Genomic DNA, 22,582 nt, shown 5'->3' on the forward strand with positions numbered 1-22,582 from the left:
CCTCCTTAACGGGTCACGGGCGTGCCGAGCGCAAAAGCATCATTCGGGAAGTATTTTTCCAGCCTAACCTCCGCGGTACGGGCGTGGGCCTCCATACCTTCAAGACGGGAAATACGCGCGGTCGTTGCGCCTATTTGAGGTACCGCTTCACGTGACATACGCTGCCAGGTCAGCGTTTTGAGGAATTTATGTACCGAGAGGCCTCCCGAGTAGCGGGCTGCGCCTTTGGTGGGCAAAACATGGTTTGGGCCGCTGCATTTATCCCCAAACGCCACCGTCGTCTCTTCGCCAAGGAACAGAGAGCCGTAGCAGCTAAGAGAATCGAGCCACCAGATCAGGTCTTTAGCATGAACCTCAAGGTGCTCAGAGGCGTACCGATCCGATACCTCAACAATCTCCTCGCGGCTATCACAAAGAATCACTTCGCCATAATCACGCCACGCACAGCTCGCCGCATCCCGCGCGGTGGAAGGAAGGAGGTCAATCAGTTTTGGCACCTCAACGAGCGCCGCTTCGGCTAGCGCGCGCGAAGTGGTAAACAGCCACGCGGGGGACTCGTGTCCATGTTCAGCCTGACCAACCAGATCGCTGGCGACAATGCGTATATCCGCGGTTTCATCAGCAATGACCGCCACTTCTGAAGGCCCGGCAAAAACGTCAATCCCCACTTCGCCAAACAGGGTTCGCTTAGCTTCCGCCACAAATTTATTTCCCGGCCCAACCACCACATCGGCAGGTTTATCGGTAAACAGGCCCCAGGCCATAGAAGCAATCGCCTGCACACCACCGAGGGTCATTACCGTATCGGCGCCAGCCCGATGAAATGCATAAAGTACGCACGGATGGATAGCCTGGCCCTGCCGGGGCCCCGAGCAGGCAATGACATTTTTCACTCCTGCAGCTTTTGCCGTTGCCACGCCCATATAAGCCGAGGCGATATGCGCATAACGACCTGCCGGGGCGTAACAGCCGACCGTGGTGACCGGCAGCACTTTCTGCCCGGCGACCAGCCCGGATGGCAAAGTCACCTCCATATCATGCAGTGATTCGCGTTGCGCACAGGCAAAGGCGTATACCTGGTCAATGGCATAATCAATATCCTTACGGATATCCGCCGGCACCTCGCGAATCTGCGCCGCAATTTTCTCCGGTGTCAGAATAATGTCACCGCTCCAGCTATCCAGCTTGCTGGCATAGCGGCGCACCGCGGCTTCGCCCTCAGTCTTTATGGTGGTGAGCATCTCTTCTACCACCTCTCTCGCTTCCAGCGTGTTTGATTGTGGATTTTTACTCGCTTTTTTTAACCAGGTTACCGACATATTTATCTCCAGACTGTAGAGGGAGGATTAACAGCGTTTTTATTGTGCCTATTCATATGTCATGTACATGACTAGTTAAAATCTATAGAGAGATAAAAGTTAATCCGCAAAACACTTCAGTGAAAAAAGTGATCCCGATCGCTGCGCGAGAGAATAACTGCAGAGCGGGTCACATTTTATCGCCACCTGGAAGAAACTACCTATTAAAGTAATAATAATCATCTATTTAGGTGATATTAAAAATGTCTGGCAATTTAGAATCCTTTCCGCGTTTTTTCGTGATCTCTCTCGCACAATCCTCACACTGTTGCTAAAAATCATTCACAGCCTAAATTCATATGATATATGTCATATACATGAGTTCGATAATCGTTCAGCGAAGGAGGCAGTAATGAGTATTGAGTTTGTTGTTCATGACGACGGTGATTCCGTCGGTGTCGTTGTTATTGAGGGGGTTGAGGCCGGTCAGATCCTGACTGGATGGATCATGGATCAGAACAAAACGATCGAGTTTGCCGTGAAGGATGCCATTCCAATCGGCCATAAGCTGGCGATCCGTTGCCTCGACGTTAACGATACGGTCATTAAGTACGGACAGGACATCGGTCGCGTCATCCAGCCTATTCAGCAAGGCGAACATCTTCACGTTCACAACGTTAAAACTAAAAGGTGGTAATGATGGAAATCAAAGGACGCAAGTTTGCCGGCTACCGTCGTGAGAATGGCCGGGTTGGGATCCGCAACCATGTCATCATTCTGCCCGTTGACGATATCTCCAATGCTGCAGCCGAGGCCGTTGCCAATAACATCAAGGGAACGATCGCTCTGCCGCATCCCTACGGCCGACTACAGTTTGGGGAAGATCTAGAGCTCCACTTCAGAACGCTGATCGGCACGGGCTGCAACCCGAACGTCGCAGCGGTGATCGTGATTGGTATCGAACCCGGCTGGACCCAGCGTGTCGTCGATGGCATTAAGGCAACCGGTAAACCCGTTGCAGGATTCTGGATTGAGCAGAACGGCGATCACAACACGATCTGCACCGCCTCGAGAAAAGCACGTGAATTCACCCAATATGCCTCTGAAATCCAAAGAGAAGAGTGTGATATCAGCGAACTTTGGGTTTCGACCAAGTGCGGTGAATCCGATACGACGTCCGGCTGCGGCGCCAACCCTGCAGTCGGTAATCTCTTCGATCGCCTGTATGAAAATGGCAATACGCTGCTGTTTGGGGAAACCTCAGAACTGACCGGCGGAGAGCATCTGGTGGCGGCGCGCTGCGCCAATGCCGACGTCCGGCAAAAGTTCCAGTTCATGTTCGATCGCTACAGCGCCATGATCGATCGGTGGAAAACCAGCGATCTATCAGAATCTCAGCCAACAAAGGGCAATATTGAAGGCGGGCTGACCACCATTGAAGAGAAAGCGTTGGGCAACATTCAAAAAATCGGCAAAAAATGTCAGGTAAACGGCGTGCTGGATAAAGCCGAAACGCCGACCGGACCGGGCCTTTGGTTTATGGACTCCTCCTCAGCAGCGGCGGAAATGGTTACGCTCTGCGCCGCTGGCGGCTACGTCGCACACTTCTTCCCTACCGGTCAGGGCAACGTTATCGGTAATCCGATATTACCTGTTATCAAGATATGCGCGAACCCGCGCACGGTACGCACCATGTCGGAGCATATCGATGTCGATGTTTCCGCGATCCTCAGACGGGAAATGAACCTTGATGGCGCTGGCGAGGCGCTTCTCGAATCGCTGCTACGTACCGCCAACGGCCGATTGACAGCGGCCGAAGCCCTCGGCCATCGCGAATTCGTGCTGACCAGAATCTTCGAAAGCGCCTGACAACTTATCTCTTCTCCCGCCTGTGCGCAGGCGGGCAACGCCACTCCTCCACGCGACGGCAGAACGCGGAACGCTGGCCCGAAGAATGCGATTCCCCTGGCAGGACACGGAGAGAATCACTCCGCCAATTAGCGAAGCGCCCTCTCAAAGCTGGTTAATGTAGGTGTGATTGCGGGTGAGGATAGTTGACACGCGGAATTCAACCGGCTTGTTCTGCAGATCCCGTGCCACGCGGGATATACGCAGCAGCGCCTCGCCTTCGAGAGCCTCCAGATGGAGCACCTCATCTTCGCCCGCATTTACCGCCTGAATAGACTCGCTAGCCTTAACGATGGTGCAGGAGAATTTATTCTGATAGAGCTGATACAGCGTATTGGGCAGCGTTTCCGGCTCTCTCTCCAGACCGGGAAAAGTGGCGGCATCCAGAGAGATATGCTCCAGGATCACCGGGACGCCCCCCAGCTCACGCACGCGCCAGATATGCAGAACCTTACAGCCCTGCGCAATATCCAGCGCCGCCGCCTCTTCTCGGGAAGCTACGCGTAAATGGCGCGCCAGCACGCGTGAGACGGGCATCATTCGCTCGCCATCGAGCGCGGTAATGTTAAAAAAGCGAAACAGTGTGCTATCCGCATCATGAGAAGAAACAACGGTGCCCTTTCCCTGATAACGGATAACAACATTATCGGTGACCAGCTCGTTGAGCGCCTTACGCAAGGTGCCAATACTGACATTATAGGCTGAACTCAGGCTAGCCTCGCTGGGAATATAGGTGCCTGGAGGCCATTCGCCGGACGCAATTCGCTCCATCAGCAGATTCTTGATCTGCAGATAGAGCGGCTGGAAGGTGGCTGTTTTAACTTCAACAGCTGAATTAATTTCTTGATTCATATCATATTCCTGGAGCCAGGATTGCTAAAAATAGTGCAGCGCAAACGTCGCTAATTCATATAACATATATATGAATTAGCGCTATTTAACAACCCCGATTTAGCCTGATAGCGATCCGATAAACTCTTTTTCCAGCGGCTCTCCCACAGTTCAGCAAACCAATACATATGCCGATCCCTCTGATAGCATCTACTTCCCTAAAATGAGTCCGCCGGGCAAAACAGATGGTCCCGGCATTTATCTCTTCGCGTAAGATGAGTCAGGTATGAACGAGCTAGTTATTCAGTGGGATTTTACCGTCATTTTGCTGCAAATCATCGCTATCGACCTGCTGCTTGGCGGCGATAACGCGGTGGTGATTGCCATGGCCTGCCGCAAGCTGCCGCCGCACCTGCGCACCAAAGCGATCGTTATCGGCACCTTTGGCGCCATCGTGGCCCGCGTGCTGCTGCTGGCCTTGGCCATCTATCTGCTCTCCTTACCCTGGCTAAAAATAGTCGGCGCGGTGCTGCTGCTGTGGATTGGCATCAAGCTGGTCGCCAATCAGGAGGAGAACGAAGAGGTCAGCAGTTCCGGCAGCCTGTGGCGCACCGCCGTCACCATCACGGTGGCGGACGTCATTATGTCCCTCGATAACGTCCTGGCCGTGGCCGCCGCCGGCAAAGGCCACCTGCTGCTGGTGGCGCTGGGGGTGCTGATCAGCATTCCGATCATCGTCGCGGGCAGTAAGCTGGTGCTGGCGATACTGAATCGTTTTCCGTCCGCTGTCCTGCTGGGCGGCGCGTTAATCGGCTGGATTGCCGGCGCCATGCTGGTCACCGATCCGACCATTATTCGCCTGTTCCCCGCGGCGCCGGACGCGCTCCCGACGATCGCCGGGGCCGTTGGCGCCGGGCTGGTGCTGGCGGAAGGGCTGCGCCGAAGCTAGCGTAAAATTCAGGCCGGCGGGTCGCCCGCCGCCCCCTCTTTCGCCGTCGATCCCGACGGCGTCAAGTTTCAGGCACATTCCTCTCACGCGCCGGCTCATTTGCCCTAAGCTTAATGGGAAAGTTGTTACCACCCCATTCTGTAAAGATGAGATAACGATATGGAATTAAAGGATTATTATGCCATTTTAGGGGTTAAGCCAACGGACGATCTCAAAACCATTAAGACCGCCTACCGTCGCCTGGCTCGTAAATATCACCCCGACGTCAGCAAAGAGAGCGATGCTGAAGCCCAGTTTAAAGATCTTGCCGAAGCCTGGGAGGTGCTGAAAGATGAGCAGCGCCGTGCCGAGTACGACGAGCTCTGGCAGCACCGCAACGACCCGCACTTTGGCCAACAGCAGGCCCCTCACGAGCAGAACTACAGCCAGCAGGACTTCGACGACATCTTCTCATCGATGTTTGGCCAGCAGGCACACCACGCCCGGCGCCAGCAGGCCGCACGCGGCCACGATGTAGAAATCGAAGTCGCGATGTTCCTCGAAGAGACGCTCGCCGAGCAGACCCGAACCATCAGCTACAGGCTGCCGATGTATAACATTTTCGGCATGGTCGAGAGCGAGACGCCTAAAACGCTGAACGTAAAAATCCCCGCCGGCGTCAGCGACGGCCAGCGCATCCGCCTGAAGGGCCAGGGTACGCCGGGCGAGAACGGTGGCCCGAATGGCGACCTGTGGCTGGTTATCCATCTGGCCCCGCATCCTCTGTTCGATATCGTGGGCCATAACCTGGAAATCGTCCTGCCGCTGGCCCCGTGGGAAGCCGCGCTGGGCACAAAGGTGACGGTTCCCACCCTCAAAGAGAGCATCCTGCTGACGATCCCCCCGGGCAGCCAGCCGGGGCAACGCCTGAGGATCAAAGGCAAAGGGCTGGCGAGCAAAACCGCCACCGGCGACCTGTTTGCGGTGATAAAAATCGTTATGCCGCCGAAACCAAATGAAAAAGCCAGCGCGCTCTGGCAGCAGCTCGCGGAAGCAGAGGCGAGCTTTGAGCCGCGTAAAACATGGGGGAAAGCATAATGGCTAAGATGACAGTGACGTTCTCAATCACCGAGTTTTGTCTGCATACCGGCATTTCTGAAGACGAGCTTAGCGAAATTGTCGGTCTGGGGATGATTGAACCGCGCCAGCCGCAAACCGAGGTCTGGCTGTTCGATGACAGCGCGGTAACGATAATGCACCGCGCGGTGCGCCTGCGCCGCGAGCTGGAGCTCGACTGGCCCGGCATCGCCGTGGCGCTGACGCTACTGGATGAGAACGCGCGCCTGACCCGCGAAAACCGGCTGCTGCACCAGCAGCTGGCGCGCTTTCTGACCCACAGCTGATCCGCCAATTCCCGGCCTCCCCGGCCTACGCTACGCTGAGCCGGGCGTCGAAATGAACTTCTTCTCGTCGCCCGGCTAAGGCGTTAAGCCGCTATCCGGGAAAGCGGGCGCCTAATCCGGCAGCGAGCCGGCAAGATTACGGGCGGAAATGCTCTCCGTCTCCTTCACCTCTTCAGCCACCGGTGCCGGTGCTGCAGGCGCAACGCTCGGCGCAGAGACCGCGGCTGCGGGCTGAATTTCCAGAAATGATGCCAGCATCGTACGCAACATCTCCGGCCGGGTATCTTCCGCCAGTAAAGCCGCCAGCATTGACGGCAAGCGGCCGTCAATTTCCCCCAGCGCGAGGCCGGCCAGCAAGGCAGTACGCGACATTTCGCCGCGATCGCCACGATGGTGAGCCTCAATTTTGGCATCGGCAAAGCGCTCGCTGGCGCTGATATCCGGGCGCAGGTAAATCAGAACTTTTCTGCGTTCCAGAGTCATACCCGCTCCTTAGCCTATGATTTTCAGACCGCGAACCAGCGCAAACTGCGGTTCATCAGCAACCACAAAGCGATCGTCACGCAGGCCAACCCGCGCACGGATGGCGTCCGCCACCAGCGGCGCACCGCCGCCAATCACAATCACGTGAGAATAGCCCTTAAAGCTATCAATGGTCGTCAGCACGCGCGTGGTGAGCCGCTCGATGCTTCCGGCAATCACCTTTTTCACATCGGAGACCGCATCCGGATCGTTGATGTTGTCGGCTAAATAGGCATTGTCATCGCGGTTAATAATGATCTGATCGACGTTGTAGCTGGAGGTATCGGTATTCGCTCTGGCCAGCGCCAGCTTCACGGCATCGGTCACCAGCGACACGCCCAGCTTCGGGTCGCCAAAAATGCGCGAAACCGAGGTCATCTGACCGGCCACCATGGAGATATCCAGCGTGGTACCGCCCAGGTCGACAATCAGCACGGAGTGTGACGGTTTAAGCTCATCGCACAGGCTGATACCGGCCGGGATAGACTCCGGGCGCACGGTGACTTTGGTGATATTGAACACTTCGCCTTTGTTCAGTTTGACCGCGCGGCGGAGGCTCTTTTTCTTGCGTTCGATATTGTCGAGGCGGTACTGGGCATCTTCGTCGTAAAACTCGGTCAGCGGCAGCGTCACCACGATCTCCACATCCTGCGGCTCAATTCCGCTGGTCAGCAGAGCGTGATGCACGGCGATGGAGTTCAGCGGGCTGTACTGCCATTCGATATTGTTGGTCGGTAACGCATCCGGCGTAATCAGATCGAAGGAGTACTTCTCCTCATCCACGGTGTAGTTATAGGGCTTCCCGGTACCGAAGGTGGCAGACCATCCACGCTTGAAGCTGTTCGGGCTGATATGGGTCAATGTTTCACCATCTTGTTCCCACAGCATTTTGATATTGGTTGAACCATCATCGATAAAAATGCGCATCGTATCGCTCCGTCTCTGCGACAAATAAGAGAAAAAATAAGACCACAAAAGAGTAGCAAGCGTAAATCGACCGCGCAATAGCGCAAAAAAGAGACAATTCCGAGAAATTAAAGAGACAAATAAGATAAAATAAAAATCAAAGACTTAAAGAAGAGAATAATTAGAGAACAAATAGATAATTATCAGAGATAACTTTCTTACGCTTTTTGTCGAAAAATGAAGGAAAAACCCGCGCTAAATCATCTAATTTTCGCCTACGCTCACGCAAAATCCGCGGGTTTTATCATCAGCTGTGGCGTCGGCCATAGCGCGCCGCGGCATCTTTTATGATGCCGCGGCGCGTTCAGGATGTCGGGGCAGAGGTCGAGGAAAATGATATCGCGGCGGATATCGTCGGGCCGGGCGGCCCGACGGCGGAGAAAGTATTAACGCTGCAGCCAGGCCGGCAGCCACTCGCCGTGGCTGGCGATCAAATCGTCTACCAGCGCATAGATCTCCTCGATCCCCAGCACCGCCGCAGTGTGCGGATCCATCATCGTCGCGTAATAGACGTAATCGCGGTTTTCGCTGAGGATCGCCTCGGTCAGCAGGGTCTGGACGTTGATGTTGGTCTGCATCAGCGCCGCCAGGTGCGCGGGCAGCTTGCCAACTTTGGTGGGCTGAATACCGTTGGCGTCCACCAGGCAGGCGACCTCCACGCAGCACCCCTGCGGCAGGTTGTCGATCAGCCCGTCGTTGCGCACGTTGCCGTACACCACACTCGGCTCGCCGGTCCAGATCGCGTTCATAATCGTGCTGGCGTATTCCCGCGAGGGCTTAATGTCGATGCGATCGCTGGTTTTATACGTCTCCAGCTCTTTATGCCAGTTCGCCACCTGCTCCACGCAGCGCTTCGGATACTCATCCAGCGGCACCTGGTAGCGGGCGATCAGGTCTTCACGCCCCGGCTTGATAAACCACGGGGTATATTCCGCGAAGTGCTCCGACGATTCCGTCACGAAGTAGCCCAGCTTTTTGAACATCTCATAGCGAACAATATTCTGGCAGCGCGAGTTCTCACGGTGCTTCGGCGCGCGCCCTTCGGCAAAGGCTTGTAGCATATCCGGATAGATGCTGACGTAGCTGCCGTCCCCCGTCTTTTTCTCCAGCGACAGGTAGAACGCCATGTGGTTAATCCCGGCGCAGCGGTAGCGCAGATCCGCCGGGTCAAGGTCGAGGTCGTGCGCCAGCTCTTCCGCCGTTCCCTGCACGGAATGGCACAGGCCGACCTGCTTGATATGCGGATAGCGCGCGTACATCGCCCAGCTGTTCATCGCCATCGGGTTGACGTAGTTCAGCATCGTCGCGTTCGGGCAGACCTCGGTCATATCGTCACAGATGCGCCACAGGTGCGGAATCGTCCGTAGCGCCCGCATGATCCCGCCCGGCCCGAGCGTATCGGCGATGGTCTGCTCCAGCCCGTGCAGCTTGCAGACCTCAAAATCGGTTACCGTACACGGCTGGTAGCCGCCGATCTGGAAAGCGACCACCACAAAATCGGCGTCCATCAGCGCGGCTTTCTGGTCGCGATGGCAGCTAATTTCTCCGTGAGCGCCGACCGAGTCCATTAGCTTTTGCACCACGATATGCGACTCTTCCAGCCGGTTGGCGTCGATATCCATCAGTGCGATATGGGCCGATCTCAGCGCCGGGCGTTGAAAAACGTCGCCGAGAATATTTTTAACGAAAACCGTTGAGCCAGCGCCGATAAAGGTAATTTTTGGGGCAGACATAGTGCTCTCTCCGTAAAGTCATTAGACACCCGCAGAGTGGCACGCCGGATGCGCCGCGCGCTGCCCTCTTCCCGGCAGAGCATTCCCGGAAACTCAGATCGACCGTTACCCGCCACAAAATCTGAGCTTTCGGGAACAAGATGGCGGAAAAGAAGAGAAAACGGGCGGTTTAATCCGCTAAGATAGCGGCATATCGGTGCAAAAAACAGCAGCTATGACGATTCAGGAATCCGAAGCCCTATGGAAAAAAACCTTACGCCGCAGCCTCCCGACCCGCATATGAGCAGCAGCGACGAGAAAAATACCCGCAGCCCGCTGGCGCTCTATTCGGAGTATCAGCGCATGGATATCGAGCTGCGCACCCCGCACGCCATGACCACCAGCCACTGGCACGGTCAGGTAGAGGTTAACGTCCCCTTCGACGGCGACGTGGAGTATCTGATTAACAACGAGGTGGTGAGCATCAGGCAGGGCTACATCAGCCTGTTCTGGGCCTGTACGCCGCATCGGCTCACCCGTCCCGGCAACTGCCGGCAGATGGCCATCTTTAACCTGCCGATGCATCTGTTTTTGTCCTGGCCGCTGGACCGGGAGCTTATCAACAACGTGACCCACGGCATGGTCATTAAATCTCTCGCGGCGCAGCAGCTCAGCGTCTTTGAAGTCCAGCGCTGGCAGCAGGAGCTCGCCAGCGACAACGAGCAGATCCGCCAGCTGGCGATCGAAGAGATCGCCCTAATGCTCAAGCGCTTTAGCCTCTCAGGCTGGCAGCCGATTCTGGTCAACAAAACCTCGCGCACGCACAAGCACAGCGTCTCGCGGCACGCGCAGTTTTACGTCAGCCAGATGCTCGAATTTATCGCCGCGCACTACGATCGGGCGCTGACCGTCGATGCGGTTGCCGAACACGTTAAGCTCAACCCCAACTACGCGATGGGCATTTTTCAACGGGTGATGCAGCAGACCATGAAGCAGTACATCACCGCCATGCGCATTAACCACGTCCGAGCCCTGCTGAGCGATACCGATAAAACTATCCTTGATATCGCCCTGACCGCCGGCTTTCGTTCCAGCAGTCGCTTCTACAGCACCTTTAGCAAGTACGTCGGCATGCCGCCGCAGCAGTACCGCCGGCTCAGCCAGCAGCGCCGGCAAAGTCTGCCGCCGAATGAGGCCTAAGCGGCCATAAAAAATGCCGCCGGGGGAGTCCCGCGGCGGCATTTTTCACATTCCTGGCGAATTAATCAGTCGTTAATTCGCGGGTGCTGATCCACCAGACGGGAACGTTTTTCCTGCAAATCGGCAATTTCCTGATCGATATCTTCGATTTTGTTTTCGATGTTATCGTAGTGCTCGCCGAGGATCTCTTTCGCTTCCTGAATATCCGAAGCCGCAGGCGTCGCCCCTTTCAGCGGACGGTTCGCCGTCTCCTTCATCGTCAGGCCGGTCATCAGGCCAATCACCGCAATCACCATCAGATAGTAGGCCGGCATCATCAGGTTCTGCGTGGTTTCCACCAGCCAGGCCGCCAGGGTTGGCGTCAGACCGGCAACCAGCACCGAGATGTTAAAGGCGCTGGCCAGCGCGCTGAAGCGGATATGGGTCGGGAACATCGCCGGCAGCGAAGACGCCATAACCCCGATAAAGCAGTTAAGCACCACCGCCAGCAGCAGCAGACCGCCGAAAATCAGGCCGATAACGTTGCTGTTAATCATGATAAAGGCCGGAATCGACAGCACGAACAGGGCCACGCTACCAATCAGGATAAACGGACGACGGCCGAAGCGGTCGCTGAGCATCCCGATAATCGGCTGCACAAACAGCATCCCGACCATAATCGCGATGATAATCAGCACCCCGTGATCTTCCGAGTAGTGCAGGTTATGCGACAGGTAGCTCGGCATATAGGTCAGCAGCATGTAGTAGGTCACGTTGGTGGAAATCACCAGACCGATACAGGTCAGCAGGCTACGCCAGTGTTTGGTTGCAATCTCTTTGAACGAGACCTTCGGACCTTCCTGCAGCCCTTCGCGGTCGCCCTGCTCCAGGGTTTCAACGTGCTGCTGGAATGCCGGAGTCTCTTCCAGAGCATGGCGCAGATAAAGGCCGATAAGCCCTAACGGCAGCGCGAGGAAGAACGGCAGGCGCCAGCCCCAGCTGAGGAAGTTTTCCTCGCCAACTATGCTTGAAATCAGCACCACCACGCCCGCGCCGAGGACAAACCCGGCAATGGAACCGAAGTCCAGCCAGCTGCCCATAAAGCCGCGCTTACGGTCAGGCGAGTATTCGGCAACGAAGATCGAGGCGCCGGTGTACTCTCCGCCCACCGAGAAGCCCTGTGCCATCTTACACAGCAGCAGCAGAATCGGTGCCCAGATACCAATCGACGCGTACGACGGAATAAGACCAATACAGAAGGTACTTATCGACATGATAACGATGGTTATCGCCAGAATCTTTTGTCGACCGTACTTATCGCCGAGCATGCCAAAGAACAGCCCGCCTATCGGACGAATCAGGAACGGAACGGAGAATGTCCCGAGCGCGGCAATCATCTGCACGCTGGGATCGGCATCGGGGAAGAAGACTTTACCTAAGGCGTACGCCACGAAACCGTACACGCCGAAATCGAACCACTCCATCGCATTACCCAGCGACGCTGCGGTGATTGCTTTTTTCAGCTTGCCATCGTCAATGATGGTCACATCCCGCAGAGTGATTGGCTTTACTTTTTTCCTTTTAAGCATATTTTTCCTCTAAAGCTTCGCCGTGAGCGCACGGATCTCCGCCAAACGGCAATACCGTTTGCGTCGTGCGTTGGGAGCGGCCAATTGCTGTGCTCCTCTTTTCAAGCGTAGCAGGTTTGCCTGCACTGTCTGCTGACAATTAGTACAACCGAACCTGTTGACGCCTGCTCTGGCGTAAATGAATCAATAAATAGAGCTACGAATAAACCTGATGAATTTACGAACTCGCCTTTTTTACCCTAACAGCGTTTAAATTTGCGATCAACTTCACGAAAATTTGTTCGCCATATTACAGAGCCAGGCAGCATTAATAAGTTCAATGAATATGCACAAGCAGTGATTTATTTTTGGACATCCCGCCTCCGGCAGCACATCGAATATTGCTGATTTTTGATCGAAAAAGAGAATATTCCCGCAGCGGTACTATCGGAAAAAGTGGCCGACAAATGGCCGCCATTGCGTTATAATAGCAATCACTTTCGGCTATCAGCCGCTTTTTAATGGGCCAAAGGCCTGTTTTATACAGTAATCATGAGGAACGTCATGCAACTCCCACAGTGTCCTAAATGCCATTCTGAGTACACCTATGAAGACAACGGCATGTTTATCTGCCCGGAATGCGCCCATGAATGGAACAATGCCGAGCCGGCTGAAGATAATGATGCGCTGACGGTGAAAGATGCCAACGGTAATTTACTCGTCGATGGCGACAGCGTCACCGTGATTAAAGATCTAAAGGTTAAAGGTAGCTCTTCAATGCTGAAAATCGGCACTAAAGTGAAGAATATCCGCCTGGTAGAAGGTGATCATAACATCGACTGCAAAATTGACGGTTTTGGTCAGATGAAGCTCAAATCCGAATTCGTCAAAAAGAACTAACGCTATTTCCTTTTCGCTGAATCGTTATTTTCCCGGCCATAGCCGCCGGCCGGGAAAATGAACGAATATATCCCCGCGCCACCGTCCCCCTATTTCCCGCCTCATCGGCGATGACTGCCGGCCGCATCGCGCCTGGCGCAGGCCAGATATTGTCCTCATCCGCCTCCTGACGCCGCCGTCTGGCTTAAATCGCCAACCACCCTCTACGCTTAATGGGTCAATCGTTATCTGAGGTCATGACTATGTCTTTAAGCCCCTATATCGCCTTCAGCGGCAACTGCGCTGCGGCTATCGCGTTCTACCAGCAGGCCCTGGGCGCAGAGCTTGTCCACCAGATCACCTACGCCGAGATGCCGCAGAATATGCAGGACACCGAGGACGGCTGCCCCTCCGGCCAGCACCTCGCCGCCGACTGCATCGCCCACGCCAGCCTGCGCGTGGCGGGCAGTGAACTGATGCTGGGCGATAGCCCCACCAGCGACAGCGAACGCTATGCCGGCTTCACGCTGGTGCTGGATACTCAGGACCTGGATGAAGGTAAACGCTGGTTTGACAGCCTCACCGCTGAAGGACGTATCGAAATGGCCTGGCAGGAAACCTTCTGGGCCCACGGTTTTGGCAAAGTTTTCGATCGCTTCGGCATCCCGTGGATGGTGAACGTTGTCAAGCAGGCTTAATGCCTCTCCCTTCGGGCGGGCTCCCCCGCCCTGTCATCACCTTTACGCTAACTCTTCATCCTGCGGTCATTATGTTTTAACCGAAATGTAACAAAAACAGGTCAGGATCGGGCCACTCTCAGAGGGAAATCCCTTCTTCTGCTTAGTGAGGCTCGACTGACATGTACTTATCCAGACATCCGACCAGTTATCCTACCCGGTATCAGGAAATTGCCGCCAGGCTTGAGCAAGAGCTTCGTCACCACTACCGCTGCGGCGACTATTTGCCCGCGGAGCAGCAGCTGGCCATCCGTTTTGAGGTCAACCGCCATACCCTGCGTCGGGCGATAGACCAGCTGGTTGAACGCGGCTGGGTTCAGCGCCGTCAGGGCGTCGGCGTGCTGGTGCTGATGCGGCCGATCGACTATCCGCTGAACGCCCAGGCGCGCTTCAGCCAGAACCTACTCGAGCAGGGAAGCCATCCAACCAGCGAAAAGCTGCTGTCGGTGCTGCGCCCTGCCAGCAGCCACGTCGCCGAGGCCTTTGCGATCAACGAAGGCGATAACGTCATCCATCTGCGCACCCTGCGCCGGGTGAACGGCGTCGCGCTGTGCCTGATCGACCACTACTTCACTGACCTGCGCCTCTGGCCCGCGCTGCAAACCTTCAGCCAGGGTTCACTGCACGATTTTCTGCGCCAGCAGCTGGACGTCGAGCTTACCCGCGCGCGCACCAAAATCAGCGCCCGCCGCGCGCAGGCCAAAGAGAGCAACATTCTGGGGATCCCCAACATGGCGCCGCTGCTGTGCGTAAGAACCCTGAACCACCGTCCCGGCGAGCAGAACGCGACGGAGTACTCCGTCAGCCTGACCCGGGCGGACATGATCGAATTCACCATGGAGCACTGAATGCACTTTGATACCGCAACCCGCCAGCGCTGGATGTCCGTGCTGGCCCACAGTGAACCACAGCAGCTTCTGGCGCGGATGCAGACCCTGCAGCTGGCGCCGCAGTACGAATCCATTCGCGCTCCGGAGACCGGCCTCGTGCAGCTCCAGGCGCGCATGGGGGGCATCGGCGATCGTTTCTTCGCCGGTGACGCCACCCTGACCCGGGCGGCGATCCGCCTCGCCGACGGCACGCTCGGCTACAGCTGGATACTGGGGCGCGATCGCCCTCATGCCGAACGCTGCGCGGCCATCGACGCCTTGATGCAGTCGCCACACCACTTTCATTCCTTAATGGAAACCCTGATTACCCCGCTGGAAGAACAACGAAGCGCGCGCATTGAAGCCCGACGCGCCGAAGTCAACGCCAGCCGGGTCGATTTCTTTACTCTGGTTCGCGGAGATAACGCATGACCTTACAAACCGCCTTTACCCTACCGGCGCAGGATGCCCAACACAGTTTTCGTCGCCTGCTGAAGGCCATGAGCGAGCCGGGCGTGATCGTCTCCCTGCAGCAGCTTCAGCACGGCTGGCAGCCGCTGAACGTCGCCTCTACCAGCCTCCTGCTGACGCTTGCCGATCGCGACACGCCGGTCTGGTTTACCGCCGCGCTGCATAACGACCTTGTCGGCCAGAACCTGCGTTTTCATACCGGCGCACCGCTGGTTGAGCAGCCGCAGCAGGCGGTCTTCGCCGTCACCAACGAGCGCATCAGCGCCGAACAGCTGAACGAGCTCTCCGCCGGCACCGTTGTCGCTCCGGAAACCGGCGTAACGCTGATCGTCCAGCTTCCGAGCCTCAGCGGCGGGCGCATGCTGCGTCTGACCGGCGCCGGCATTGCCGAAGAGCGGATGATCGCCCCGCAGCTGCCGGACTGCATCATTGATGAACTGACCGATCGCCCGCACCCGTTCCCCTTAGGCATTGACCTGATCCTGACCTGTGGAGAACGTCTGCTGGCCATCCCGCGCACCACCCACGTGGAGGTTTGCTAATGTACGTTGCCGTCAAAGGCGGTGAGAAGGCGATAGTCGCCGCTCACGCCCTTCAGGAACACAAACGACGAGGCGATGGACGGCTTCCTGAAATTAGCGTTGAACAGATTACCCAGCAGTTGAACCTGGCGGTTGACCGGGTGATGACCGAAGGCGGCATCGCCGATCGCGAGCTGGCGGCGCTGGCGCTCAAGCAGGCCAGCGGCGATAGCGTCGAAGCCATTTTTTTACTCCGCGCCTACCGCACCACCCTGCAGCGGCTGGCGGTCAGCGAGCCGGTAAATACCGCTGGCATGCGCCTGGAGCGGCGTATTTCGGCGGTCTATAAAGATATTCCCGGCGGCCAGATGCTCGGTCCGACCTACGATTACACCCACCGCCTGCTCGATTTTACCCTGCTGGCCAACGGCGAGACGCCGGCATTGAAAACCACCGAGCAGCCGCCGGAAGCCACGCCGCACGTCTTTAACCTGCTGGTCCAGCAGGGGCTGGCGAAAGCAGAGCAGCAGACCCTCGCCGAGCCTGACGATATTACCCGCAGCCCGCCGGTTTACCCCTGCTCGCGCTCATCGCGCCTGCAGCAGCTGGTGCGCGGCGACGAAGGCTATCTGCTGGCGCTGGCCTACTCGACCCAGCGCGGCTACGGCCGCAACCACCCGTTTGCCGGTGAAATACGCAGCGGCTACGTGGCGGTAGAGATCGTTCCGGAAGAGCTGGGCTTTGCGGTCAATATTGGCGAGCTGCTGATGACCGAATGCGAAATGGTCAACGGCTTCGTCGCCCCGCAAGACGAGCCCCCGCACTTCACCCGCGGCTACGGCCTGACGTTCGGCATGAGCGAGCGCAAAGCGATGGCGATGGCGCTGGTTGACCGCGCGCTCCAGGCGCCGGACTACGGCGAAGAGGCGGCCGGCCCGGCGCAGGACGAAGAGTTTGTGCTGGCCCATGCCGATAACGTCGAGGCCGCGGGCTTCGTCTCGCATCTTAAGCTGCCCCACTATGTTGATTTCCAGGCCGAACTGGCGCTGCTGAAGCGCCTGCAACGGGAGAACGAACGTGGCTAATACCCTCTCCGGCTATAACTTCGCCTATCTTGATGAGCAAACCAAGCGCATGATCCGCCGCGCCATTCTGAAAGCCGTCGCCATCCCCGGCTATCAGGTTCCGTTCGGCGGACGCGAAATGCCGATGCCCTACGGCTGGGGGACCGGCGGTATCCAGCTGACCGCCAGCGTGATTGGCGAGAACGACGTGCTGAAGGTGATTGACCAGGGCGCCGACGACACCACCAACGCGGTATCGATTCGCCAGTTCTTTACCCGCGTGACCGGCGTCGCCACCACCGAGCGCACCGAAGACGCGACGCTGATCCAGACCCGCCACCGGATCCCGGAAACACCGCTGACGGAAGATCAGATCCTGATTTTCCAGGTGCCGATCCCGGAGCCGCTGCGCTTTATCGAGCCGCGCGAAACCGAAACCCGCACCATGCACGCGCTGGAAGAGTACGGCGTGATGCAGGTCAAGCTGTATGAAGACATTGCCCGCTTCGGCCACATTGCGACCACCTACGCCTACCCGGTGAAGGTCAACGGCCGCTACGTGATGGACCCGTCGCCGATCCCGAAATTCGATAACCCGAAAATGCACATGATGCCGGCGCTGCAGCTGTTCGGCGCCGGGCGCGAAAAGCGCATCTATGCGGTCCCACCCTTTACGCCGGTGGAAAGCCTCGATTTTGACGATCATCCGTTCACCGTCCAGGAGTGGGATGAGCCCTGCGCCATCTGCGGCTCGCGCCACAGCTATCTTGATGAAGTGGTGCTGGATGACAGCGGCAAGCGCATGTTTGTCTGCTCCGATACCGACTACTGCCGCCAACAGAGCGAGGCGCAACAAAAATGAGCCAACCGTTACTTGCGGTCAATAACCTGACCCACCTCTACGCGCCGGGCAAAGGCTTCAGCGACGTCTCTTTTGAGCTGTTCCCGGGGGAAGTGCTGGGCATCGTCGGTGAGTCCGGCTCCGGCAAAACCACCCTGCTGAAGGCCATCTCCGCGCGCCTCGCGCCGCAGCAGGGCGAGGTGCTGTACCACAGCCGCTCGCTGTACGCGATGAGCGAAGCGGATCGCCGCCGCCTGCTGCGCACCGAGTGGGGGGTGGTGCATCAGCACCCGATGGACGGCCTGCGCCGCCAGGTCTCAGCGGGGGGCAATATCGGCGAACGCCTGATGGCCACCGGCGCGCGCCACTACGGCAATATTCGCGCCACCGCCGGACGCTGGCTGGAAGAGGTGGAGATCCCGGCGTCGCGCATCGACGACCTGCCGACCACCTTTTCCGGCGGTATGCAGCAGCGCCTGCAGATCGCCCGCAATCTCGTCACCCAGCCGAAGCTGGTGTTTATGGATGAACCCACCGGCGGACTGGACGTGTCGGTGCAGGCTCGCCTGCTCGACCTGCTGCGCGGCCTGGTGGTGGAGCTGAACCTCGCGGTGGTGATTGTCACCCACGATCTCGGCGTCGCGCGCCTGCTGGCTCACCGCCTGCTGGTGATGAAGCAGGGCCAGGTGGTGGAAAGTGGTTTAACCGACCGGGTGCTCGACGATCCGCACCATCCCTATACCCAGCTGCTGGTGTCGTCGGTCTTGCAGAACTAGCCCACGAAGACATTCGCTGGGTCAGGTAGCCCGGACGGGCACGTCGCGTCGCCTCCGGGAAAACTCAGGCACTATGAGGCAACAAATGAACGCTATCCGCGTTGAAAACGTACATAAAACCTTTGTCCTGCATCAGCAAAACGGCGTCCGCCTGCCGGTGCTCGCCGACGCTTCGCTAACGGTTAACGCCGGAGAGTGCGTGGTGCTGCACGGCCACTCCGGCAGCGGCAAATCCACTCTGCTGCGCTCGCTGTACGCCAACTACCTGCCGGATACCGGGCATATTCACGTCCTCCACGGCGAGGAGTGGGTTGACCTGGTGAGCGCCTCGGCGCGCAAGGTGCTGGAAGTGCGTAAAACCACCATCGGCTGGGTGAGCCAGTTTCTGCGGGTTATTCCGCGGATTTCGGCGCTGGAAGTAGTGATGCAGCCGCTGCTGGATCTCGGCATCCCGCGCGAAGAGTGCGCCGCCAAGGCCGCGCGCCTGCTGACGCGCCTGAACGTCCCGGAACGCCTGTGGCATCTTGCCCCGTCCACCTTCTCCGGCGGCGAGCAGCAGCGGGTCAACATCGCCCGCGGCTTCGCCGTTGACTATCCGATCCTCCTGCTCGACGAGCCTACCGCCTCCCTCGACGCCAAAAACAGCGCCGCGGTGGTGGAGCTGATTAACGAGGCTAAAGCGCGCGGCGCGGCTATCGTCGGTATTTTCCATGATGAAACGATACGCAACCTGGTGGCCGACCGGCTGCATCCGATGGGAATAACAGCATGATTATCAACAACGTAAAACTGGTTCTCGAAGATGAAGTGGTGGACGGTTCGCTGGAGGTGCAGGAGGGTAAGATTTACGCGTTTGCCGAAAGCCAGAGCCAGCTGCCGCAGGCTATCGACGGCGAGGGCGGCTGGCTGCTGCCGGGGCTTATCGAGCTGCATACCGATAACCTGGACAAGTTTTTTACCCCGCGCCCGAAGGTTGACTGGCCCGCCCACTCGGCGATGAGCAGCCACGATGCGCTGATGATCGCCAGCGGGATCACCACCGTGCTGGATGCGGTGGCCATCGGCGACGTCCGCGACGGCGGCGACCGGCTGGAGAATCTGGAAAAGATGATCAACGCCATCGAGGAGACGCAAAAGCGCGGCGTTAACCGCGCCGAGCACCGCCTGCACCTGCGCTGCGAGCTGCCGCACCACACCACTCTGCCGCTGTTTGAGAAGCTGGTTGGCCGCGAGCCGGTGAGCATGGTCTCCCTGATGGACCACTCTCCTGGCCAGCGCCAGTACGCCGACCGCAGCAAGTACCGCGATTACTACCAGGGGAAATATCATCTGACCAACGAAGAGATGGACCGCTTCGAAGAGGAGCAGATGGCGCTGGCGGCGACCTGGTCACAGCCGAACCGCGAAACGATCGCCGCCATCTGCCGCGAGCGTAAGATTGCCCTCGCCAGCCACGATGACGCCACCCGTGAGCATGTCGTCGAATCGCACCAGCTTGGCAGCGTGATCGCCGAATTTCCTACCACCTTAGCCGCCGCAGAGGCCTCACGTCAGCACGGCATGAACGTGCTGATGGGGGCGCCGAATATCGTGCGCGGCGGCTCGCACTCCGGCAACGTCGCCGCCCACCGTCTGGCGGCCGACAATCTGCTGGATATTCTCTCATCCGACTACTATCCCGCCAGCCTGCTGGATGCCGCCTTCCGCATCGCCGATGACGACGGCAACCGCTTCACGCTGCCGCAGGCGATTCGCCTGGTGAGCAAAAATCCGGCGCAGGCGCTGGGGCTAGGCGACCGCGGGGCCATTGCCGAAGGTAAACGCGCCGACCTCGTGCTGGCCCATCGCCGCGGGGAGCATGTGCATATCGACCACGTCTGGCGTCAAGGAAAGAGGGTCTTCTAATGGCCGGGAAACTGATTTGGCTGGTGGGGCCTTCCGGCTCAGGAAAAGATAGTCTGCTGGCGGCGCTCCGCCAGCGAGAGCACTCGCAGCTGCTGGTTGCGCATCGCTATATTACGCGCCCCTTTAACGCCGGGAGCGAGAACCATATCGCCCTCAGCAAGCAGGAGTTTTTTAGCCGCGCCGAGCGCCAGCTTTTTGCGCTGAGCTGGCACGCCAATAATAATTACTACGGCATTGGCATCGAAATTGACCTCTGGCTGCACGCCGGTTTCGACGTGGTGGCCAACGGCTCCCGCGCGCATCTGGCGCAGGCCCGAGCGCGCTACGCCGCCGCCCTGCTGCCCATCTGCCTGCAGGTCACGCCGGACGTGCTGCGCCAGCGTCTGCAGCAGCGCGGTAGGGAAAATGAAACGGAGATCGCCCAGCGGCTTGAGCGCGCCGCGCGCTACGCGCCAACGGACTGCCTGACCTTAAATAATGACGGTACGCTGCCGCAGTCGGTGGACACCCTGGTATCGCTGATTCGAACTCACCGCCAGCGCGAGCACCAGCATGCCGACCTGTAAGCTACGCGAGGCGACCCTCGACGACATTCACGCCGTCTATGCGTTAATTGGCGAATTAAAGCAAAAAACCTACGATCGCGACGCTTTTGTCCGCGGCTTTGCCATGAACCTGCAAAATCCCACCCTGCGCTATCAGCTGGCGGAGGTGGATGGCGAAACCGTCGGGCTCATTGGGCTCCAGCTGCAGTTTCCGCTCAATTTCAACGCCTGGATCGGCGAAGTACAGGAGCTGGTGGTTCTGCCGCATATGCGCGATCTGCAGGTGGGCCAGGCGCTGCTGGCGTGGGCCGAGCAGGAAGCCCGCAGCCGCGGCGCCGCCATGATTGAGCTCTCCAGCGGGAAAGCTCGCCCCGACGCCCACCGCTTCTATCTGCGCGAAGGGTACGCACAAAGTCATCTTCGTTTTAAAAAAGCGCTGTGAGGAGGAGGTATGAGCCTGACTATCCGCTTAACCGGCACCGGCGGCGCCCAGCTGGTGCCGGTCTTCGGCTGCGACTGCGCCGCCTGTCGCCGCGCCCGCGCTGATGAGGCCCACCGCCGCCGCCCCTGCAGCGCGGCGGTGAAGTTCAACCACGCCGTAACCCTGCTGGACGCCGGCCTGCCGGAACTGATGGAGCGCTGGCCCGCCGGAACTTTTCAGCAAATCTTGCTCACCCATTACCATATGGATCATGTCCAGGGTCTGTTCCCGCTTCGCTGGGGCGTGGGCGCGCGGATCCCGGTTTTTGGTCCGCCGGATGAAGCCGGCTGTGACGATCTGTTTAAGCATCCCGGGCTGCTGGATTTTAGCCATACCCTTGCGCCCTTTGTGATGTTCGAGCTGCAGGGGCTCAGGGTGACCCCGCTGCCGCTAAACCATTCAAAGCTGACGTTCGGCTATCTGCTGGAGTCGGCGCACAGCCGCGTGGCGTGGCTGTCGGATACCGCCGGGCTGCCGGAGAAGACGCTAAAGTTCCTGCTCAATAACCCGCCGCAGGCGATGATTATCGACTGCAGCCACGAGCCGCGTCCGCAAACCCCGCGTAACCACTGCGATTTAAATACGGTGCGGGCCATTAACCTGATCGTGGGCTGCCCGCGGGTCATTCTCACCCATATCGGCCACCAGTTTGATGCCTGGATGATGGACAACGCGCTGCCGCCGGGGTTTGAGGCGGGCTATGACGGTATGGAGATCGTGCTGGATTAAGCCCGGCCCCGGCACGAGCAGGGGAAGCGGCGCGATCGGGGCAGGATCAGTAGTCGTCGTCCAGCCGACGGCGATCGTTTTCCAGCTGTCGACGATCCTGATCCAGCTGGCGCTGGCGATCGTCAAGCTGTCGGCGGCGATCGTCCAGTTGACGCTGCCGATCGTCGTACTGCCGCTGGCGATCGCTGCTTTGCTGACGGCTGCCCTGATAGCGTCCATCATCATCGCGGCCGTCGTTATAGCGATCGTCGTCATCGGAGCGGCTATCGCCGGGATGCCAGGCGTCGCTAATCGCCTGCTGAATATTGCCGATGGCGTCGTCAATAAGATCGGCGTGCGCAAGCTGGCTGCTCAGCGACAGGGTGCAGAGGATCAAAGCGGTCAAATAGCGTTTCATAGGGCCAGTCTCTTCGGGGGGCTGGCCCTACGGTAATCAACGCCCGTCGCCG

General features: G+C 58.3%; 26 protein-coding genes. 19 read left to right on the top strand and 7 right to left on the bottom strand.

Going from position 1 to position 22,582, the window contains the following annotated elements; genetic code table 11:
- Positions 1 to 5: 5 nt before the first annotated feature.
- Positions 6 to 1,319: a histidinol dehydrogenase gene (gene hisD / locus GVK32_RS09495; protein WP_159867669.1), complete on the bottom strand. Its 1,314-nt coding sequence runs from the start codon at positions 1,317 to 1,319 to the stop codon at positions 6 to 8.
- Positions 1,320 to 1,710: 391 nt separating this feature from the next.
- On the opposite strand from hisD, the gene GVK32_RS09500 reads away from it, so the two are divergent.
- A complete protein-coding gene (locus tag GVK32_RS09500) occupies positions 1,711 to 1,995 on the top strand; it encodes an SAF domain-containing protein (protein WP_159867671.1) in 285 nt (94 codons plus the stop codon).
- A 2-nt stretch (positions 1,996 to 1,997) separates the two neighbouring features.
- The gene (locus GVK32_RS09505; protein ID WP_123709944.1) at positions 1,998 to 3,167 is read left to right on the top strand and encodes a UxaA family hydrolase; all 1,170 of its coding nucleotides are present in this window, start codon (positions 1,998 to 2,000) and stop codon (positions 3,165 to 3,167) included.
- Between the two features lie 144 nt (positions 3,168 to 3,311).
- Here the strand turns inward: GVK32_RS09505 and GVK32_RS09510 are convergent, their stop codons facing one another.
- On the bottom strand, positions 3,312 to 4,058 hold the full coding sequence (locus tag GVK32_RS09510; protein WP_159867673.1) for a GntR family transcriptional regulator: 747 nt from the start codon (positions 4,056 to 4,058) through the stop codon (positions 3,312 to 3,314).
- Between the two features lie 265 nt (positions 4,059 to 4,323).
- Between GVK32_RS09510 and GVK32_RS09515 the strand changes: the two genes are divergently transcribed.
- The 3 genes from GVK32_RS09515 (at position 4,324) to cbpM (ending at position 6,368) form a co-directional block, all read left to right on the top strand.
- Positions 4,324 to 4,986: a TerC family protein gene (locus GVK32_RS09515; protein WP_159867675.1), complete on the top strand. Its 663-nt coding sequence runs from the start codon at positions 4,324 to 4,326 to the stop codon at positions 4,984 to 4,986.
- 159 nt (positions 4,987 to 5,145) lie between these two features.
- Positions 5,146 to 6,063 carry a curved DNA-binding protein gene (gene cbpA / locus GVK32_RS09520; RefSeq protein WP_159867677.1) on the top strand — a complete coding sequence of 306 codons (918 nt, stop codon included), beginning with the start codon at positions 5,146 to 5,148 and terminating at the stop codon, positions 6,061 to 6,063.
- A complete protein-coding gene (gene cbpM, locus GVK32_RS09525) occupies positions 6,063 to 6,368 on the top strand; it encodes a chaperone modulator CbpM (protein ID WP_041143674.1) in 306 nt (101 codons plus the stop codon). The genes cbpA and cbpM overlap by 1 nt, the downstream gene beginning before the upstream one ends.
- Before the next feature lie 111 nt (positions 6,369 to 6,479).
- Here the strand turns inward: cbpM and GVK32_RS09530 are convergent, their stop codons facing one another.
- The 3 genes from GVK32_RS09530 to GVK32_RS09540 all read right to left on the bottom strand — a co-directional run bounded on the left by GVK32_RS09530 (position 6,480) and on the right by GVK32_RS09540 (position 9,589).
- Positions 6,480 to 6,851 (bottom strand): plasmid partitioning/stability family protein, encoded by a 372-nt coding sequence (locus tag GVK32_RS09530; protein ID WP_159867679.1) that lies wholly within the window; start codon positions 6,849 to 6,851, stop codon positions 6,480 to 6,482.
- A gap of 9 nt (positions 6,852 to 6,860) precedes the next feature.
- A complete protein-coding gene (parM, locus tag GVK32_RS09535; protein ID WP_123709949.1) occupies positions 6,861 to 7,817 on the bottom strand; it encodes a plasmid segregation protein ParM domain-containing protein in 957 nt (318 codons plus the stop codon).
- 425 nt (positions 7,818 to 8,242) lie between these two features.
- A complete protein-coding gene (locus tag GVK32_RS09540) occupies positions 8,243 to 9,589 on the bottom strand; it encodes an alpha-glucosidase/alpha-galactosidase (RefSeq protein ID WP_159867681.1) in 1,347 nt (448 codons plus the stop codon).
- 240 nt (positions 9,590 to 9,829) lie between these two features.
- On the opposite strand from GVK32_RS09540, the gene melR reads away from it, so the two are divergent.
- A complete protein-coding gene (gene melR, locus GVK32_RS09545; protein WP_159867683.1) occupies positions 9,830 to 10,768 on the top strand; it encodes a transcriptional regulator MelR in 939 nt (312 codons plus the stop codon).
- Positions 10,769 to 10,833: 65 nt separating this feature from the next.
- Here the strand turns inward: melR and proP are convergent, their stop codons facing one another.
- Positions 10,834 to 12,336 carry a glycine betaine/L-proline transporter ProP gene (gene proP / locus GVK32_RS09550; protein WP_159867686.1) on the bottom strand — a complete coding sequence of 501 codons (1,503 nt, stop codon included), beginning with the start codon at positions 12,334 to 12,336 and terminating at the stop codon, positions 10,834 to 10,836.
- 543 nt (positions 12,337 to 12,879) lie between these two features.
- On the opposite strand from proP, the gene GVK32_RS09555 reads away from it, so the two are divergent.
- The 13 genes from GVK32_RS09555 to phnP all read left to right on the top strand — a co-directional run bounded on the left by GVK32_RS09555 (position 12,880) and on the right by phnP (position 22,133).
- Complete coding sequence (locus GVK32_RS09555; RefSeq protein ID WP_041143668.1) at positions 12,880 to 13,215, top strand: zinc ribbon domain-containing protein YjdM; 336 nt, start codon at positions 12,880 to 12,882, stop codon at positions 13,213 to 13,215.
- 242 nt (positions 13,216 to 13,457) lie between these two features.
- A complete protein-coding gene (yjdN, locus tag GVK32_RS09560) occupies positions 13,458 to 13,892 on the top strand; it encodes a VOC family metalloprotein YjdN (protein WP_159867689.1) in 435 nt (144 codons plus the stop codon).
- A gap of 161 nt (positions 13,893 to 14,053) precedes the next feature.
- Complete coding sequence (phnF, locus tag GVK32_RS09565) at positions 14,054 to 14,779, top strand: phosphonate metabolism transcriptional regulator PhnF (protein WP_159867692.1); 726 nt, start codon at positions 14,054 to 14,056, stop codon at positions 14,777 to 14,779.
- On the top strand, positions 14,780 to 15,232 hold the full coding sequence (phnG, locus tag GVK32_RS09570; RefSeq protein WP_159867695.1) for a phosphonate C-P lyase system protein PhnG: 453 nt from the start codon (positions 14,780 to 14,782) through the stop codon (positions 15,230 to 15,232).
- The gene (phnH, locus tag GVK32_RS09575) at positions 15,229 to 15,813 is read left to right on the top strand and encodes a phosphonate C-P lyase system protein PhnH (protein ID WP_159867698.1); all 585 of its coding nucleotides are present in this window, start codon (positions 15,229 to 15,231) and stop codon (positions 15,811 to 15,813) included. The genes phnG and phnH overlap by 4 nt, the downstream gene beginning before the upstream one ends.
- Positions 15,813 to 16,877, top strand: a complete 1,065-nt coding sequence (locus tag GVK32_RS09580) for a carbon-phosphorus lyase complex subunit PhnI (RefSeq protein WP_123709954.1) — start codon at positions 15,813 to 15,815, stop codon at positions 16,875 to 16,877. The genes phnH and GVK32_RS09580 overlap by 1 nt, the downstream gene beginning before the upstream one ends.
- A complete protein-coding gene (locus GVK32_RS09585; protein WP_159867701.1) occupies positions 16,870 to 17,718 on the top strand; it encodes an alpha-D-ribose 1-methylphosphonate 5-phosphate C-P-lyase PhnJ in 849 nt (282 codons plus the stop codon). Before GVK32_RS09580 ends, GVK32_RS09585 begins: the two co-directional genes overlap by 8 nt.
- A complete protein-coding gene (gene phnK / locus GVK32_RS09590; protein WP_041143662.1) occupies positions 17,715 to 18,473 on the top strand; it encodes a phosphonate C-P lyase system protein PhnK in 759 nt (252 codons plus the stop codon). The genes GVK32_RS09585 and phnK overlap by 4 nt, the downstream gene beginning before the upstream one ends.
- An 85-nt stretch (positions 18,474 to 18,558) precedes the next feature.
- A complete protein-coding gene (gene phnL / locus GVK32_RS09595; protein ID WP_159867704.1) occupies positions 18,559 to 19,245 on the top strand; it encodes a phosphonate C-P lyase system protein PhnL in 687 nt (228 codons plus the stop codon).
- Entirely contained in the window at positions 19,242 to 20,378 is a 1,137-nt protein-coding gene (gene phnM, locus GVK32_RS09600) for an alpha-D-ribose 1-methylphosphonate 5-triphosphate diphosphatase (protein WP_159867707.1), read from the top strand. Before phnL ends, phnM begins: the two co-directional genes overlap by 4 nt.
- Entirely contained in the window at positions 20,378 to 20,944 is a 567-nt protein-coding gene (gene phnN, locus GVK32_RS09605) for a ribose 1,5-bisphosphokinase (protein ID WP_159867710.1), read from the top strand. Before phnM ends, phnN begins: the two co-directional genes overlap by 1 nt.
- Positions 20,931 to 21,365, top strand: coding sequence for an aminoalkylphosphonate N-acetyltransferase (phnO, locus tag GVK32_RS09610; protein ID WP_159867713.1), 435 nt, complete (start codon positions 20,931 to 20,933; stop codon positions 21,363 to 21,365). The genes phnN and phnO overlap by 14 nt, the downstream gene beginning before the upstream one ends.
- A gap of 9 nt (positions 21,366 to 21,374) precedes the next feature.
- On the top strand, positions 21,375 to 22,133 hold the full coding sequence (gene phnP / locus GVK32_RS09615) for a phosphonate metabolism protein PhnP (RefSeq protein WP_159867716.1): 759 nt from the start codon (positions 21,375 to 21,377) through the stop codon (positions 22,131 to 22,133).
- Positions 22,134 to 22,179: 46 nt separating this feature from the next.
- Here phnP and yjdP read toward each other — a convergent pair whose 3' ends face one another.
- The gene (yjdP, locus tag GVK32_RS09620; protein ID WP_159867719.1) at positions 22,180 to 22,530 is read right to left on the bottom strand and encodes a DDRRRQL repeat protein YjdP; all 351 of its coding nucleotides are present in this window, start codon (positions 22,528 to 22,530) and stop codon (positions 22,180 to 22,182) included.
- Positions 22,531 to 22,582: the final 52 nt, after the last annotated feature.

It is taken from the genome of Klebsiella sp. 18074 (genome assembly GCF_902705905.1).
GTDB classification, from domain to species: domain Bacteria; phylum Pseudomonadota; class Gammaproteobacteria; order Enterobacterales; family Enterobacteriaceae; genus Klebsiella; species Klebsiella terrigena.